This is a genomic window from Paenarthrobacter ilicis (genome assembly GCF_016907545.1).
GTDB classification, from domain to species: Bacteria; Actinomycetota; Actinomycetes; order Actinomycetales; family Micrococcaceae; genus Arthrobacter; species Arthrobacter ilicis.
The window spans coordinates 1018449-1034903 of the sequence record NZ_JAFBCD010000001.1 but is presented as its reverse complement, the minus strand read 5'-3'; the positions used below and the strand labels follow the sequence as shown (position 1 = coordinate 1034903).

Here is a 16455-nt window from a genome sequence, read left to right as displayed (position 1 = left end):
TCGGCCGTTCCACGGGTCCTACTGTTTAAGGGTGAATCTATTGCGCGAGGGCAGGAGGGGTTTGGTGTCCGAATACGACGAATGCACCGAACCCCTGGTGGACCGTACGGTCCTTACCGGCCTCCAAGCCGAGCTGGGCGGCGACCGGGCCATCATTGGCGCGTTCGTCCGCAACTATGCAGCCATGCTGCCATGGCGTGTTGCCAGGCTTCACACCGCGCTTGCCAACCTGGACATTGACGATGCCATGGACGCCGTGCTGAGCCTCAAGACGTCCAGCCACATGGTGGGTGCCGTCTGCATGGAACGCCTGGCCACGGAACTGGAGATCAGGTTCCGGCTCCTGCCCAACGCCGATCACTTGGACGAGCTGCAGCCCCAGGTTGCAGCGATTGAGCAGCACGTTTCCGGGACCATCGTTGAACTGGAAACGCCGGGTTCCTAGTTGCTGCTGACGGAGGGCGCAAGCCTGTAGCCCACGCCACGCACCGTTTCCAACCAGCGCGGCGCCTGGATGCTGTCGCCCAGCTTTTTCCGCAGGTTGCCCATGTGGACCTCAACGGCGCGTTCGTCGGCGTCGCTGACGTAACTGCCGACGTCGTACGGTTCATTGCGCAGGCGACGCGCCAGATCCGCCTTGGTCCGCACAATACGGCCTGTTTCCAACAGTGCCAACAGGAGGTCGAACTCGGTACGGGTCAGCTTCAGTTCCTTGCTGTTCAGCACCGCGGTCCGTGAACCGGCGGAAACCGTCAAACCATTGTGGGAAACCTCGGGGTCCACTTCTTCAGTGACGCCTTTGGATTCCGACGACGCGCGGGGACGCCGCATCATGGCTTCCACCCGTGCGCGCAGCTCGCGGGGCCGGAACGGCTTGGTGAGGTAATCATCACCGCCGGCTTCAAGGCCCATGAGCGTATCGAGTTCCTCCGCCCGGGCAGTGAGCATGATGATGTAGGCGTCAGAGGACTTGCGGATCTGTCGGGCAACCTCGAAACCGTCAATGTCCGGCAGGCCAAGGTCCAGGGTAATGACATCAGGATTCAGTTCACGGGCGGAAGTCACCCCAGCAGACCCGGTGGCCGCAACATGCACATCAAATCCCGCTTGGGACAAGACCACACGGACCAACTCGCGGATATCCTGGTCATCTTCAATGACCAATCCCACACGTACTTCACTCATCGCTGCCCCTCAGCCCCTTCGATAACCTCAGAAGTATATCCATTTTGGATAGGCTGATCTCATGAATCGACTTTCTTCCGCTTCCCGGTTGGTTGCGCCATGACCGACCCCTCCATCTGGGACTTTGGCGAAAAGAAGAAATTGTTGATTTTCCAGCGCTCTTTTCACGAACACTCGCTCCGCATGCGGGTGGTTCTGAGTCAATTGCCGCTGTCCGTCTGCGTCTGCATTTCGGCACTGTTGGTATGGGTGTTTTTTCCCAGCACCCTGGAAAATCCGTTATTCCTTATATTTCTGCTGAGCCAGGCGCTGCTGCTTGCCCTGTGCGTCGTCATTCCCTGGCACAGGCTGCCGTTTGCCAGCTTCCTTGTCCTACCGGTTGCGGACATGGTGTCCATAGCCTTTGGACGTGAAGGCGGGCAGGAAGCCCTGACTGGTATCAGCGTTTTGGTGGTTCTGCCGGTTATTTGGCTTTGCGCCTCCGGTCTTTATCCGAAATTGGCCCTTGTCCTGTCCTTCCTTGGGCCGCTGGCCATTGTGTGGACTCCCCTGTTCGCGCGGGGAGCGGTCACCGAGCAAGCCCTCACCAAACCGCTGCTTTTTCCCATTCTCATTCTTGGCATCGGCGTGTCGGTCAGTGTCCTGACCTTGAGCATGATTCGTCAACAGCGTGTTTTGGAGCAGAAAGACCGGGCCCTCAACGAGGCCCTGGACGTCAGCACCAAGCAGGAACGGCTCCTCAACGGCGTCATGGAAGCCCTCCCCTTGGGAGTGGTGGCCGTGGACGGCGAAGGGCACGACATCCTGATGAACCGCCGGCAAAGAATCACACACCTGCTGGCCACCCCTGAAGGCAACGACGACCCCAATGAGTCCGAGCTGCTGATATTCGACACCGACAAAACCACTCCGTTGGCTACTGATCGGCGACCTGTCCGGCGGGCAGTCCTGGGCGAACGCTTCACGGACCAGCTGGTGTGGATCGGGACAAGCAAGGAACAGCGTGCCTTCACAGCCAGCGCCCGCCCCATGGTGGATCACCGGGGAGCTTTTGCCGGTTCCGTGGTGGTCTTCAGCGATGTCACTGACCTGGTGAACGCCTTGGCGGCAAAGGACGACTTTGTTGCCAACGTCTCCCACGAGTTCAGGACGCCGCTGACCTCGATCCTCGGGTACGTTGAACTGATTTTGGATTCCGAGGCGATCGATGCCCCCTCCCGCAAGCAGCTGGACATTGTGCGGCGCAACGCCGAGCGGCTCCTAACCCTGGTCTCCGACCTCCTGGCCATCCGTTCGGGTCAGATCGTGGTCCAACCGCACGCCGTGGATGTCACCGAGCTGGTCAGGGGAAGCGTCACCTCCGCCGAGCCCCGGGCCAACAAAGCCGGAATCCGGTTGTCCATGGATCTTCCGGAAACCCTGGAAGCGCGCGTCGATTCCTCCCGGATCGCGCAGGTCTTGGACAACCTGGTTTCCAACGCCATTAAGTATTCGCCCGACGGCGGCGACGTTGAAGTAGCTGCGTGGCAGGAGCACGACTTTGTTTTCTGCCGTGTCACGGACACCGGGATGGGAATGAGCGAGGACGAGCAGGCCGAGGCCTTCACCCAGTTCTTCCGCGCCGGAGGTGTCCGGAAAAGCGCCATCCCCGGAGTTGGGCTGGGACTGCCCATCAGCAAGGCGATCGTGGAGGCACACGGCGGGACCATCACAGTGGAGAGCGAGCCGGGCCGTGGCACTACGTTCACCGTGAAGGTGCCTGCCTGATCATCAGTGTTGTGGGGCCTGGCGGGCAGGAGCTATTTCGAGTCCTTGCGGTGCCCGAACAGGAACCAGCCCACGGGACCAAAGAAGTTGACGAAAGAGACTGCACGCCACACCACTTTCTTGCCCCTGACCTGGGAATCGGGTGTCTTGGCGATGCTGCGCTGGGCCGCTACCAAGAGCGCCAGGTTCACCACTCCGCTGAGGACCACGGCCAGGCGCTGACCACTGCTCAAATCCCGCCACGATTTCCTGCGAGCCATCATGCCTCCCAATGAAGTGAAAGTTTCCTTCTCAGGCTAGTCCGACGCCAGGCGGCCCGCCACAGCCTGGCGCACCACTTCACCCCAGGACTGTTCCGCGAGATCAGCCACGGCGGCGAGGATTTCCGACGGCGGCCGGGACAGGTCCAGCGGGTACTCCACAATGTCGATGTCCGTGTTGAGGATGCGTCGCAGCTTCATCTCCCCTGCTCCTGCATACACGAGCCATGCGGTGGGAACCCGGAGTGCAGTGCAGTAGGCCAGCAACTGGTAATGGTCTGCGCTCAGGGACGCACCGGCGTCGGACGCTGCTTTGTATTTGGAGTCGTACACCACCACGGGCCGTCCACCCAGGAAATGTACCGCATCCGGGCGGACCATCAGGCGGTCCGAATCGCGTACTGCCTCGTTGAGGAGGGCCCCATACTGGAGCCGCATCTCCCCGGGGTGCGCACTCATGGCGCTACGCAGTGCTGTCCCCACGAACTCCTCGAACACCTGCGCCATGTCCACCACGAACGAGGCTGTTTGCTGCTTGCCAACGCCGGCCTCGGCGGAGGAGTTACGCAGGATCACCTCGGCCAGGCGCAGCACTGCGTGGTACCGGAGGTTCATCCGGTTGGCCTGCCAGTGCGGCAGTGGCGCTCCGGGCCTGAGCCGGGTGACGGCGTCGAGCTTGCCTTTGAGCTGCCTCAGGCGGCTCAGCACCTCCGGTCGGACGGCGGGAACCTGACCCATGCGCTCCAGCGCTGCCCGAAGGATCCGGTTCTCCGCGATGTTCTCCGTGAACTCGTCATAGGAAACTTCCAGGGGAACCATCATCCCTGGCCGGCGCGAAATCTGGTCCGAGATGCGGATGCGGCCCTTCACTGTGCGCAGGGACTCGTCCATGGTCAGGTACCCCTGGAGGACACCGCGGCTGAGGGCCTTGTCCGCGAGCTGGGCCAGGGATTCAGCCAGGGCACTCCACAGGTCCGGATGTTCCACGGCCTCCACGGAGTGATCGCGGAAGCCTTGGTCCCCGGCGTAGCCGAGGAGGAACAGGAGGCGGTTCAGGCCGAGCCGGTCCTTGGGGCGGACTTCCAGCTGCACGGTGGCTGTGCGGACCGAACCCACTTTGCCAACGGGTTCAATCCGGTACAGCCCCATGCCCATGGGTGCGGCCTTGGCCAGTCCGCTGGCGTTAATGAACGCCGCTGACGGGGGGTCAAGTTTGTCCACCACTCCGCCGGAGAGCTCGTCCATGACGATGTGGCGGGTGGCCAGTGGGGCCCGCTTGGCACTGACGGGCGCCCTTCCCGGCCGTGGCGGGATGCCGCTAGCGGGCCGCAAGACGCCCCAGCAGTTGTTCCAGCCCGAACCGCTCTTCCAGCTGCGCGCGGTTCAACTGCCCGTGGTAGTGCTCTTCCAGCAAGGGCATGAGCTCGTATTTCCAAATCCGGCGCAGGCCCGTGGGGTTCTGCGCAGAGGGCTTCATGAAGTACGACGGCCCGATCATGAGGTCGCGGTCCCAATCGTCCATGGCACTGTTGAGCGCGTCCAGAAGATCCGCGTTGAGGGTGTCCAGTCCCTTGGCTTCAAGGAAGCGGCGCAGCGTGCCCCGGACAGGTTCCACGGTGGGGTGCAGCTCAATGAAGGCGAAGCGACGGCGAATGGCGGCATCCATCATGGCGATGGAGCGGTCGGCCGTGTTCATGGTGCCGATGATGTAGAGGTTGTCCGGCAAGCTGAAGGGCTCGTTGGGGCTGTACTGCAGGTAGATGCGGTCGTCGCGGTACTCCAGCAGGAAGTAGAGCTCGCCGAACACCTTGGCCAGGTTGGCCCGGTTCATCTCATCGATGATCAGGAAGTACGGCTTGTGCGCGTTCTCGGGCTTGGCGGCTTCTTCAGCGAGCCGGCGCAGCGGCCCGGCCACCAGCTTGAAGGAGACCTGGCCGTCGTCGGTCTTGTCCGGCCTGTAGCCCTCAAAGAAATCCTCATAGGCGTACGACGGGTGGAACTGGACCAGCTTCACGCGCTCGTCCGTGTGGTCCCCTGCCAGCTCCGCAGCCAAGTGCTTGGCCAAGTAGGTCTTGCCGGTCCCCGGAGGGCCGTAGAGGACCAGCTGGCGGTTGTCTTCCAGCAGTTCCGCGATCTCCTTGAGGGGCTCCAGGTCCATGTGCAGTGAGGCGGCGAACTCTTCCGTGAGGGGGCGGAACCCCTGCTGGACAACCTCGACAACGGCGGTTGGCGGCGTCTCATCCTCACCATCGGTTTCGGCTTCCACCGGAAGGAGTTCCTGCAGTGCCTGAATGACCCTGGTGACGTCCACGATGATGCCGGGGGTGGAGAGCTGCCGTTGGGCGTGGCGGGGAAGCTCAGGGATGGCATAGCTGTCATCGAACCAGCGGACCTTGCGACGGATCCGCCTGTTGTCCTCGTGAAGTTCGGGCTCGCCCAGCACCACACCCACACGGACGCGGCCCGCATGCTGGTAGAGCGTGAGGTCGCCCGGCTTCATGACGGTGAGGAACGCGAAGACCGCTGTCTTGGTGTCTTCCCGTTCCACGTAACCGAGATGTTTGTAGTCTTCGTCCACGGCATGTTGGACCACGCCGGCGGTAACGCCTGCGGTCAGTGAGCGCAGGTGCTCAACGTCCAGGGTGGCCTTCTCCTCAGCCACCCACGCGGCCAGGAGGTCAGCGTGATCGTGGTGGGTGCGCAGGAGCCAGGAGCGCCGCCCGGGGTCCCCCACCTTGCGCCACTGGCTGACAAGCTGGCGCGCATACCAATCGATGCGCTGCCCCGCTTGCTCGTCAAGGTGCAACCGGATGCGGTGGATGTCCGCGGTAATGTCCTCGTCCGTGTCGCCCTTGGCGCCGCCCACCAGCGATGCAAAGGCATCACGGATTTCCTGACGTTCAACGTCAGCAACCACCGGTTCAAAATAGCTGGGCCACACCAGGTACTCGATGCTCCTGCGCAGCGCGGGCTGGTCTTCCGGTGTGCCGGCGGCGAGTTTGTGGAACATGTGCGGGTCCGCCAATGCCTCACTGATGGCGGCCGTGCTCTGGCTGTCCACATGGGCAACAAAACGGCACAGCCATTTCAGGTGGTCCCAAATGGTCCAGTTGAACTCGGCCGTCCGGTCACGGATCACCCCGTGGTCCGTCATTCCTTCGTACAGTTCCCCGGGCAGCTCAACGGTTGGTTCCACCCAAGACGCGGCCTCGGCGACGCGGGCACGCTTGACCCGGAGGGATTTGACCTCGTGGGCCAAAGGCAGCGACTGAAGATACAACAGTTCCACGGCCAACAGCTTGGCCTCGCGGGAGGCACCCTCAAGGTTTTTGCGCAGGTTGGTCATCATGGGTGCTTTGGAGTCCTCAACCCCGCGCTCCAGGCGTTCCAGCAGCTCAGCGGCAGCCTCCGCAGTCCACGTGAGGGTCCTTCCGTCCAGCGCCGAGGGTCTGCCTTGCAGCGCCGGACCGAGCACATGCCAGGCCGCATCCTCGATCTCCTTGGAGACTCCGGGGGCGCGGTCAACGGCAGGTTCTACGGTTGGAATCACCCTGCCAACTTACCTTGTTTGGATTAGCCAAGCATCTGGATATCCACAGGCGGGAGGTCCCCCGGCCACCAGCTAATGCATGCCGAAGCGGTAAGCCGCAGGCACGGGCTCACCCGGACACACCCGTTCCCAGAGCTCCGCTATGGTGTCCTCGCCTTCCCGGATATCCGGGATTTCCACGCCCTCCCGCAGGATCGCTGCGGCCTCCGCCTGGTGCCCGGACTGCGCCAACGCCACCGCCCTGAGGAACCTCAAACGTCCGACGACGGCGCCCTCCTTGGGTGCCGACTCCGCCATATCGCGTGCCATGACAGGGTCGCCGTGGCGGATGCTGAGCGTCACGGCTTCAACCAGAAAAGCCACGTCTGACGAATCGGTTTCCACTCCGTCCCTCAGATGGGCAAGGCCCTCCTGGATCTTGCCCATCGCGAGCAGCGCCAAACCCAGTCCACGATGCGCCAACGCCCTGGTGCGCCGCCGGACGCCCGGCACTGCCAGAATCCGGCGATATCCATCGGCGGCAGCTGCCACGTCCTGGCGTGCATGCTGCATCGTGGCACGGTGGAAACAGGCCTCGGACCCGGAATCTGCACCCAGCAACTCCTCCCAGTCCTCCCCCGCGACGTAATTGTCGGCGCCGTCGAACGGTGATCCACGCAGGAGCGCCAACCACGGTTCCTGCTCCGGCGTGAGGCTGCCGTTGACAAAGGGCGTGCCGCTTTCATCCAGCCACGGCATGCCTGCCCGCCGGCGTCGGGAACGTTCCACAACTCCCCAGCCGCCGCCCACCATGATCATCCTGGACGGCGGTATGTCAGCGTCGCGAACAGCGGTGGGGAGCATGTCTTCCAGGTCCCTGTGCGACACCAGCCCCTTCAAACGTTCAGTGGCATGCTGCACGGCGCCCCGCCAGTCCGGGCTGTGGGCGGCGGCAGCATCGAGCCTGCCATTGCCGTACGCCTCCACCCATGTCCATTCCGCACCGGCCGGCATGGAGAGGTGCTCAAACTGGGTTTGCGCGAGCCCGGCTTGGATCTCGGCGTAGGGGCCGGCGCCCGGGCTCAGCCATTCCTGCCACCGTTTGCCACCGGGGCCCTGGCCCCAGACGAAGAGCTTCTTTCCGCGCAGACGGCTGCTGGAGAGCATCGCCAGCCCGTCTCCGTCCTCATCCGCCGCCACCACCCAACCCTGTTGGTCGGGGCGGACGTCAAAGAAGAAGTCGGCAGCATGCGGGTTCTTGACCGGCCACGTGGCGTCATAACCGTGGTGGTCCGCGGGCCGGACCCTGGTGATGGTGGTGGCGTAGTCGCTGCCGTACGCGTGGTCCGCGGGCGCGATCACCCTGGTGCGCTCCCTTTCCGGGATGGCCGCGTTGCTCCACCAATACATGGGAACTGCGTGATTATTGGGGTTCCGGATCCGGACTGCAGCAAACAGCACCGGTGATTCAGCCGGAAGCCAGATATCCACTTGGAAGACCACTTCCCGGAGCCTCTCGTACTCCCACATCCGCAGTATCCGCTTGCCATCCGGAGCAGTCACCAGGGCCGTGTGCAGGGGCTCCACCGTGGTGGGTGAATGGCCCCTGGTTCCGATATTCCATTCCAGGCCACCAGCGAACCACGCGTTCCGGAGAGCCAAGTTGGCCAGCTGCGGTGCGCTATGGGTGTGCAGCAACTGCTTCCCCGTGGTTTTGTCCAACAGCTCCCAGATGCGTCCGCCAAGAGACGGGAGCACGGTCACCTTGAGCTTGCTGTTCTCAAGAACGACGGCGGGAACCTCCCTGGGTGCCGCTTCCCGGCTGTAGTTGTCCTGCTGGAGATACGGATAAACATTGGGTACTCCTCCGAACCGCACCGAGGCTTGGAGTTCTTCGGGAACACCCTGGCCCACGGTGTAGGGATGGACCGGGTCAGCTGCCACCACCGGAAGCGGGTTCAGCGGTCCCAAGTGGGCCATGGTCAACCGGAGGGTGGACTTGGTCACCGTGGTGCGTCCGGCCCACAGGGGATCCTCACCCGTCGTGTTGCGGGCCGACATGTTGTGGGTCGTCGCGTTGCGGGCCGATATGTTGGGGGGCGTCGTGTTCCGGTCCGACATGTTCCGGCCCGTCAGATTCCAGTTCCGGATTTAGTGCCCGAAGCCGTGCTGACGGCATCCACCGCCGCTCGAGCAGCCCGGACGGTTGCCCAGTCTGTCACCGTGTAGGCCGTGGGATCGGTGCCGTCCTGTGAACCCAGCGAAATGGCCCCGGACGGCGACTTCTCTGTGGCCCGTGGGATGCCGACCAAGGTGGACACAGTCCTCTTTGCGGACAAGTGAACGGCGGAAACGCCTGCCGCGTGCATGGACTGGATGTCCTGAACGGTCAGCCCACCCCCGGCCATGATTTCCAAAGCTCCGTCTGCGCGCTCCACCATGCGCCGCAGCGTGTCCAACCCTGCGCCCGCGCTGGCCGCACCGCCGGAGGTCAGGACGCGGGTGAAACCGAGCTCCAGCAGCTGGTCCACGGCGGCCAAAGGATCTGCGGACTGATCGATGGCACGGTGGAACGTCAACTGCGCATCCGGATTCGCTTCTCTGGCCACGCCCACAAGCCGCTGAATCGCGGCCACGTCCACGCCGCCGTCAGGAATCAACGCACCGATCACCACGCCGTGGGCTCCCATGCGCAACAGATGGCGGATTTCATGGGCCATGGTGTCGATGTCCGTTGCCGAGTACAAAAAATCCCCTGGCCTGGATCGAACCAGCGGGTGAACTTCCAACCGACCATCCGCATGCTCCAGGCTCGCTTCCATGAGCCCTTGACTGGGGGTGACGCCGCCCAGTTCCAGGCTGCTGCACAGTTCCACACGGTCAGCACCTTCGGATGCGGCGGTTCCGGCTCCGGCAGCACCCACCACCGCGATTTCAAGTTTCATGGTGAAACTCTACGGGCACATCGGCTCAGCTCAGGCTTGATAGCGCGCCAACTTTTCCTTCTGTTCCCCGGTCAGCCGGAGCACCCGTCCTGTGGCTTCGGAGACGAATGCCAAGTGGGTACTGGCCTTAACGCAGTCCTCCCGCGTTACGGGGTCCTTGATGACATAGTGGAGGTCAAAGCTGGCACCCTTGACTGCGCCCACCCAGATCTCCACCACTGCCGGGATATTCCGGTATTCCAACGTCCGGACGTAGCGGACCTTGTGCTCCACCACCAAGGTCATGGTGCCCTCCTCAACATCGTTGAACAGGGCTGCAGGCGGTTCCACACCGGGCAGTCCGGCTCCCCGGGGAGGTCCGAAGGCCGCGACACGCGCCTCTTCCAACATCCTGACAATCTGGACGTTGTTGATGTGTCCGTAGGCATCCATGTCACCCCAGCGCATGGGTACCAAAACCTCAATGCGCTGGGGCATGGAAGACGCCCCCGGACCGGCCGGGGGCGTCAGGGCATCCGCGCTCAGCTGTGCACCGCCGTCGAATCATCCACGGCAGTTTCCTGCTCCCCGGCGAACTGGGACATGTACAACCGGTAGTAGGCGCCCTGCAAAGTCAGCAGGTGGGCATGGTTGCCTTGTTCCACAATCTGGCCGTTTTCCATCACCAGAATGGTGTCCGCGTCCCTGATGGTGGAGAGCCGGTGGGCGATGACAAAGCTGGTCCGGTCCGTGCGGAGAGCCGCCATGGCCTTCTGCAGCAGGAGCTCGGTGCGGGTATCCACCGAGCTCGTTGCCTCATCCAGGATCAACAACGAAGGATCGGAGACAAAGGCCCTGGCGATGGTGATGAGCTGCTTTTCACCGGCACTGACGTTGTTGCCTTCTTCGTCAATGATGGTTTGGTACCCATCCGGCAAAGCGCGGACAAAGCGGTCAACGTACGTAGCCTTGGCTGCCTCCATGACCTGCTCTTCGGTAGCGTCCAGGTTGCCGTACTTGATGTTGTCGTAGATGGTCCCGCCAAAGAGCCAGGCATCCTGCAGCACCATGCCTACCTTGGAGCGCAGCTCGGCACGGCTGAGGTCCTTGATGTCCACACCGTCCAACGTGATCCGCCCGGCATTGAGCTCGTAGAAGCGCATCACCAGGTTCACCAAGGTGGTCTTGCCAGCACCCGTGGGACCCACAATGGCCACTGTGTGCCCGGGTTCTGCACTGAACGAGAGGTCTTCAATCAGCGGCTTGTCCTCCACGTAGCTGAAGGAAACGTGGTCAAATTCCACGTGCCCATCCGTCTTTGCGGGGAGGTGCTTGGTGCCGGTCTCTTCCACCTCTTCGTCAGCATCCAGGAATTCGAAGACACGCTCGGCGGAGGCCACCCCGGACTGCAGCATGTTGGCCATGCCGGCGATCTGGCCGAGGGGCTGCGTAAACTCACGCGAGTACTGGATGAACGCCGTGGCGTCACCCAGGCTCATGGAGCCGGAGGCGACGCGCAGACCGCCCACCACTGCGATGCCCACATAGGCCAGGTAGGACACAAAGTTCATGGCCGGGAAGATCACGCCGGAAACGAACTGGGCCCCGAAGGAAGCCTTGTAAAGTTCCTCGTTCTTGGCGTCGAAGCGTTCCAGCATGTCGGCGTCGCGGCCGAAAACCTTCACCAGGTCATGCCCGGAAAAGGACTCTTCGATTTGACCGTTCAGTGCGCCGGTGTTCTTCCACTGTGCGGCGAACAGTTTTTGGCTGCGCGCTCCGATAACCCCGGCAACGATACCTGACAGTGGAAGGGCGACCAGCGCGATCAGCGCCAGCTCCCAGGACACGATGAACATCATGACGGTGATGCCCAGAACCGTCAGCACGGAACTGACCAACTGCGAGAACGCCTGCTGGAGGCCCTGCTGGACGTTGTCGACGTCGTTGGTGACGCGGGAGAGGATGTCGCCGCGCTGCCTGGTGTCGAAGTAGTTCAGCGGAAGCCTGTTCAGCTTCGCCTGGACGTCGTTGCGGAGCTTCTTGATGACCCGCATGACGATCCGGTTGAGCAGCCAGCCCTGTGCCCACAGGAAGATATTGGCTACGAAGTACATGAGCAGGACGATCGAGATCAGGAACGTCAGCTTGTTGAAGTCGATGCCGTTGGTGAGCTGCATCTTGGAGACCATGTCCGCGAAGTTGCCCTGCCCTTGCTGGCGCAGAAGTTCTACAAACTGATCCTGGGATACTCCCGGCGGAATCTGCTTGCCCATGACGCCACCAAAAATGACGTCCATGGCGCTGCCCAGAACCTTGGGGGCGATCACATTCAGGACTACTGAAACGATCACCAGGCCCACAACGATGTACACGCCAACGCTCTCCGGCTTCAGCAGGCCCATGAGCCGCTTGGCCGAAGGCCAGAAGGCCTTGGCTTTCTTGGCCGGCACATCACCGAACATGCCGCCATCGGCTTCCGAGGGAACGTATTCCTCTTCCACGAAGTCGTCGTCTTCCAGGACCTCCGTGGCGATGGTGGCCTCGGCGGTTGCCTGGGAATCCTCAGCCGCACGGGACTTGGCACCCCAGCCGCGCTTCTTCTGCTGGTTCTGCTCGCTCATGCCATTTCCTCTACGCTCAGCTGCGACTCCACGATTTCCTGGTACGTGGGTGACGTCTCCAGGAGTTCGTTGTGGGTACCCCGGTCAACAATGCGGCCGTTGTCCAGCACCAGGATCTCGTCAGCGTCAGCGATGGTGGAAACACGCTGCGCGACGATGATGACTGTTGCATCCTTGGTTTTGGCCTTCAGTGCCTTCCGAAGCCTGGCGTCTGTTGCCACATCCAAAGCCGAGAACGAATCGTCAAACAGATAGACGTTCGGCTTGGTGACCAGGGCCCTGGCAATGGACAGCCTCTGGCGTTGCCCGCCGGAGACGTTGGTACCACCTTGGGCGATGCGCCGGTTCAACCCCGTGGACTTCTCTTCCACGAATCCTTTGGCTTGCGCTGTCTCCAGTGCATCCCACAATTCCTGATCCGTTGCATCCGGTTTACCGAAGCGCAGGTTGTGCTCAATGGTTCCGGAGAACAGGTAGGGCTTCTGCGGAACGGCGGAAACACGCCGGGTGATCTCGGATGAATCCATGTCCGTGACGGGCACGCCGTCCAGAAGCACTTCACCCGATGCGACGTCGTAGAGCCTCGGCAACAACGACACCAGGGTGGTCTTGCCCGCGCCCGTGGATCCGATGATGGCCAGGGTCTTGCCGGGCTCGGCGGTGAACGAAATATTGCTCAGGACCGGCGCCTCAGCACCCGGGTACTTGAACGTCACGTCCCGGAACTCGACGCGCCCCTTCTTTTCAGCCGGTACCACCGGCGTGGACGGGTTGTGGATGGACGGCTCGACGTCCAGGACCTCGCCGATGCGATCGGCACACACCGAAGCACGGGGAATCATCATGGCCATGAAGGTACCCATCATGACGGCCATGAGGATCTGCAGCAGGTACTGGAGGAATGCTGTCAAAGCACCCACCTGCATGTCCCCAGAGTCAACGCGCTGCCCGCCGAACCACAGCACCGCGGCCGTGGAGAGGTGCAGGATCATGCCGATGGCCGGGAACATGAGGACAAACAGGTTGCCGATCTTCACGGACACGGCAGTGAGGTCATCATTGGCGTCTCCGAAGCGCTTGGCTTCATGTGGCTCGCGGACGAAAGCACGGACCACGCGGATGCCGATGATCTGCTCGCGGAGTACGCCGTTGATGGCATCGATTTTGGTCTGCATGGAGCGGAACAAGGGCATCAGGCGGACCACGAGGTAGCCCACGACTGCCACCAGCACAGGGACGGAAACCCACACGAGCCAGGACAGGTTGAGATCCTCGCGAAGCGCCATGATGATGCCGCCAATGCACATGATGGGCGTGGACACCATGAAGTTCAGGCCCATCAGCACCAGCATCTGCACTTGCTGGACATCGTTGGTTCCCCTGGTGATCAGGGTGGGCGCACCAAAGCGGTTGACGTCCTGGGCGGAGAAGCTGCTCACTTGCCGGAAGACGCCGCGGCGGAGGTCACGGCCAACGGCCATGGCAACGCGCGAGCCGAAGTACACGGCCACGATGGCGGCAATAACCTGCCCCAAAGCGACACCGAGCATGAGCACGCCGGTCTGCCAGATGAAATCGGTGTCCCCGCGGGAAACTCCCTCATCAATGATCTTGGCATTGAGGCTGGGGAGATACAGCGTGGCAATGGTGGAGGCCAGTTGGAAAAACAACACAGCCACTATCTGCGGCAAATACGGCTTGGAATAGCGCCGTATCAGGGTGACAAGCATGCCCACGGGTCCTTAAGAAGAGTGCGTGAATGAGATAAGAGAAGTTCTAGCAGCCGGGGCTGACAGTATTAGCCTCCCTACTGTACGAAATCCGTTGCCCCGGCGAAACAACTTACGGAAAAGATCATCCCAGCGGAGTAGTTCACTCAACCCCGGCACTGTGACGGCCCGCCGACACAGTGGGTGCAGCAAGGCGCTGGCCGGGTTTCCCCGTCCAGCGCCTTGGGTGTTGCTGATGTTCAGCTGTATTTCATGTACTACGCAGGTGATTCAGGACCCGCATGAGTCAGGACCGGCGGGGAACTGCCGAAGTGTCAGCCTGCATGCTTGCCGTGGTCTGCGCGGCTTTCTGCTCCCTGCAAGAGCATCAATGCCATGCGTTCCTGCTGGCGGCGTTCGCGCTTGAGTTCCTTGCGGATTGCCGCCAACTCTTCGGCTGTGTTGGCCTGTTGTTCGGCGATGCTCTGCTGCTCCCGAAGGCGTGCCTGGAGTTCAACGTTGGCACGGCTGAGCTGCAACTGCTGCTCCGCCAGGACGTACTGGGTCCGGGACAGTTGCTCCTGGACTTCCTTGACGTCCGCGGCAGAGTGCGGGCGTTCCTGGGTCAGGATGCGGGCGAACTCGAGGTCCAGGTCCGTGCCGGAGTCGGTCTTTGGTTCCTGACGGTCAGTACCGTTGGCCCGGGCTTTTGCCCCATCAACCAAACGCTGAGCATCCACACGCTGTGCATCCAAGCGCTGTGGATCCACAGTTCCGGCGCCACCATCAGAGGCGCGGGCACCGCCGTCGAGCGTTTCAACAGCATCCATGGAAGCCGTGTCCAGGGACATTCCCGCATCGCTGGAGGCGGTGGCAATCAGGTCCTTTTCCGGTGCTGCATCAACCGTGCGGCGAAGCGGACGTTCCTTGATGAACAGGACGGAAAGCAAGGCCACTACGCCGATGATCGCGGAGATAAGGAAGATCTGGGCCGTGGCGTCACCGTAAGCGGCACGCATGATGTCGGCAACAGGGGCGGGCAGGTCCTTAAGGTCCATGCTGGCTCCGGAGGAACCGCCTTGGACCGGGATACCGGCAGCTGCCATGCCTTCAACGGCCAAGTCCTTGACGTGGTTGGACATGATGGCGCCAAGTACTGAGACGCCAATCGCTCCACCCACGGAACGGAAGAAGGCTACCGAGGCACTGGCAGTTCCGATGTCCTTTGCCTGCACAGTGTTCTGCACGGCAAGCACGAGGTTCTGCATCAGCATGCCCAGGCCCAGTCCGAACACACCGGTGTAGATGGCGACGATCCACAGTTCTGTGGTGTGGTCCATGGTTCCGGCGAACGCCAGGCCGCCGATCAACAGGACCGATCCTGCAACCAGGAACCTCTTCCACTTGCCGAAGCGGCTGATCAGGATACCTGAGGCCACCGAGCCAATGAGGTTGCCGGCGATCATGGGAAGCGTCAGCAGGCCTGCCTCGGTGGGCGTTGCGCCGCGGGCAACCTGGAAGTACTGGCCCAGGAAGGTTGAGGAGCCGAACATGGCGATACCCACGGCAACAGAGGCCAGGATAGCCAGGGCGGTGGTGCGCTCGGAGATGATCTTGAGCGGGATGATCGGCTGGGAAACCTTGGTTTCAACGAAGACCAGGAGGGCCAAGAGTGCAACGCCGCCGCCCACCATGAGGGCCGACTGCCATGAAACCCAGTCGTAGTAATCGGGGTTGCCTGCGAAGGAGACCCAGATCAGGAGCAGGCTCACGCCGGAGGTCAGCAGGATGGAGCCCAGCCAGTCGATCTTTGCCGGACGCTTGATGTGCTCGATCTTCAGGGTGATTTGGAGCAGGATGAGCGCCACAACAGCCAAAGGAACACAGACGAAGAACGTCCAGCGCCAGCCCAGCGGGCTGTCAACGATGAAACCGCCCAGCAGTGGGCCGCCGGCTGTACCAACAGCCATGACTGCACCCATGTAGCCGGAGTACTTGCCACGGTCACGCGGCGGAATCATGGAACCGATGATTGCCTGGGCCAGTGCCGTGAGGCCACCCATGGCGACGCCCTGGATAACGCGGGCGGTCAGCAGCAGCGGGATGGTCTCGGACAGGCCCGCCATCACGGAACCTGCCACGAAGATGACGATGCTCAGCTGGACCAGGACCTTCTTGTCGAAGAGGTCCGCGAGCTTGCCCCAGATGGGGGTGGTGGCAGCATTCGCCAGCAGCGCTGCTGTGATCACCCACGCGAAGTCCGTCTGGGTGCCCTTGAGCTCGGACATGATGGTGGGAAGCGCGTTGGCAACAATGGTGCTGCTGAGGATTGCTGTGAAGAAGGCCGCGAGGAGCCCGGTGAGGGCTTCCATGATCTGCCGGTGAGTCATGGGTGCGGCGGCTTTGCTTGAGGTGGCATCAGCCGCCGTCGGGTTCTGAACTGCTGGTTTCGCCATGCTG

Annotated in this window: 12 protein-coding genes; 2 read left to right on the top strand and 10 right to left on the bottom strand. The window is 62.3% G+C overall.

The window, feature by feature from the left end:
- Positions 1–64: 64 nt before the first annotated feature.
- Complete coding sequence (locus JOE60_RS04835; RefSeq protein ID WP_167264515.1) at positions 65–445, top strand: Hpt domain-containing protein; 381 nt, start codon at positions 65–67, stop codon at positions 443–445.
- On the opposite strand, the gene JOE60_RS04830 is transcribed toward JOE60_RS04835, so the two are convergent.
- The gene (locus JOE60_RS04830) at positions 442–1185 is read right to left on the bottom strand and encodes a response regulator transcription factor (RefSeq protein ID WP_167264514.1); all 744 of its coding nucleotides are present in this window, start codon (positions 1183–1185) and stop codon (positions 442–444) included. The two genes, JOE60_RS04835 and JOE60_RS04830, sit on opposite strands and share 4 nt — an antisense overlap.
- 99 nt (positions 1186–1284) lie before the next feature.
- Here JOE60_RS04830 and JOE60_RS04825 point away from each other — a divergent pair, with 99 nt between their 5' ends.
- Complete coding sequence (locus JOE60_RS04825) at positions 1285–2952, top strand: sensor histidine kinase (RefSeq protein WP_167264513.1); 1668 nt, start codon at positions 1285–1287, stop codon at positions 2950–2952.
- Positions 2953–2984: 32 nt separating this feature from the next.
- On the opposite strand, the gene JOE60_RS04820 is transcribed toward JOE60_RS04825, so the two are convergent.
- The 9 genes from JOE60_RS04820 to JOE60_RS04780 all read right to left on the bottom strand — a co-directional run bounded on the left by JOE60_RS04820 (position 2985) and on the right by JOE60_RS04780 (position 16451).
- Positions 2985–3215, bottom strand: coding sequence for a PLDc N-terminal domain-containing protein (locus JOE60_RS04820; protein ID WP_239528816.1), 231 nt, complete (start codon positions 3213–3215; stop codon positions 2985–2987).
- A gap of 33 nt (positions 3216–3248) precedes the next feature.
- On the bottom strand, positions 3249–4457 hold the full coding sequence (locus JOE60_RS04815) for a 5-methylcytosine restriction system specificity protein McrC (RefSeq protein ID WP_167264512.1): 1209 nt from the start codon (positions 4455–4457) through the stop codon (positions 3249–3251).
- Between the two features lie 73 nt (positions 4458–4530).
- Positions 4531–6762 carry an AAA family ATPase gene (locus JOE60_RS04810; RefSeq protein WP_167264511.1) on the bottom strand — a complete coding sequence of 744 codons (2232 nt, stop codon included), beginning with the start codon at positions 6760–6762 and terminating at the stop codon, positions 4531–4533.
- Positions 6763–6834: 72 nt separating this feature from the next.
- Positions 6835–8802: a DUF5107 domain-containing protein gene (locus JOE60_RS04805; protein WP_239528815.1), complete on the bottom strand. Its 1968-nt coding sequence runs from the start codon at positions 8800–8802 to the stop codon at positions 6835–6837.
- A 71-nt stretch (positions 8803–8873) separates the two neighbouring features.
- Entirely contained in the window at positions 8874–9686 is an 813-nt protein-coding gene (locus tag JOE60_RS04800; protein WP_167264510.1) for a copper homeostasis protein CutC, read from the bottom strand.
- A 30-nt stretch (positions 9687–9716) separates the two neighbouring features.
- Positions 9717–10133, bottom strand: a complete 417-nt coding sequence (locus JOE60_RS04795; protein WP_167264944.1) for an acyl-CoA thioesterase — start codon at positions 10131–10133, stop codon at positions 9717–9719.
- Between the two features lie 74 nt (positions 10134–10207).
- Positions 10208–12286: an ABC transporter ATP-binding protein gene (locus JOE60_RS04790; protein WP_167264509.1), complete on the bottom strand. Its 2079-nt coding sequence runs from the start codon at positions 12284–12286 to the stop codon at positions 10208–10210.
- A complete protein-coding gene (locus tag JOE60_RS04785) occupies positions 12283–14016 on the bottom strand; it encodes an ABC transporter ATP-binding protein (protein WP_167264508.1) in 1734 nt (577 codons plus the stop codon). Before JOE60_RS04785 ends, JOE60_RS04790 begins: the two co-directional genes overlap by 4 nt.
- Before the next feature lie 314 nt (positions 14017–14330).
- Positions 14331–16451: an MFS transporter gene (locus JOE60_RS04780; protein WP_167264507.1), complete on the bottom strand. Its 2121-nt coding sequence runs from the start codon at positions 16449–16451 to the stop codon at positions 14331–14333.
- Positions 16452–16455 lie beyond the last annotated feature (4 nt).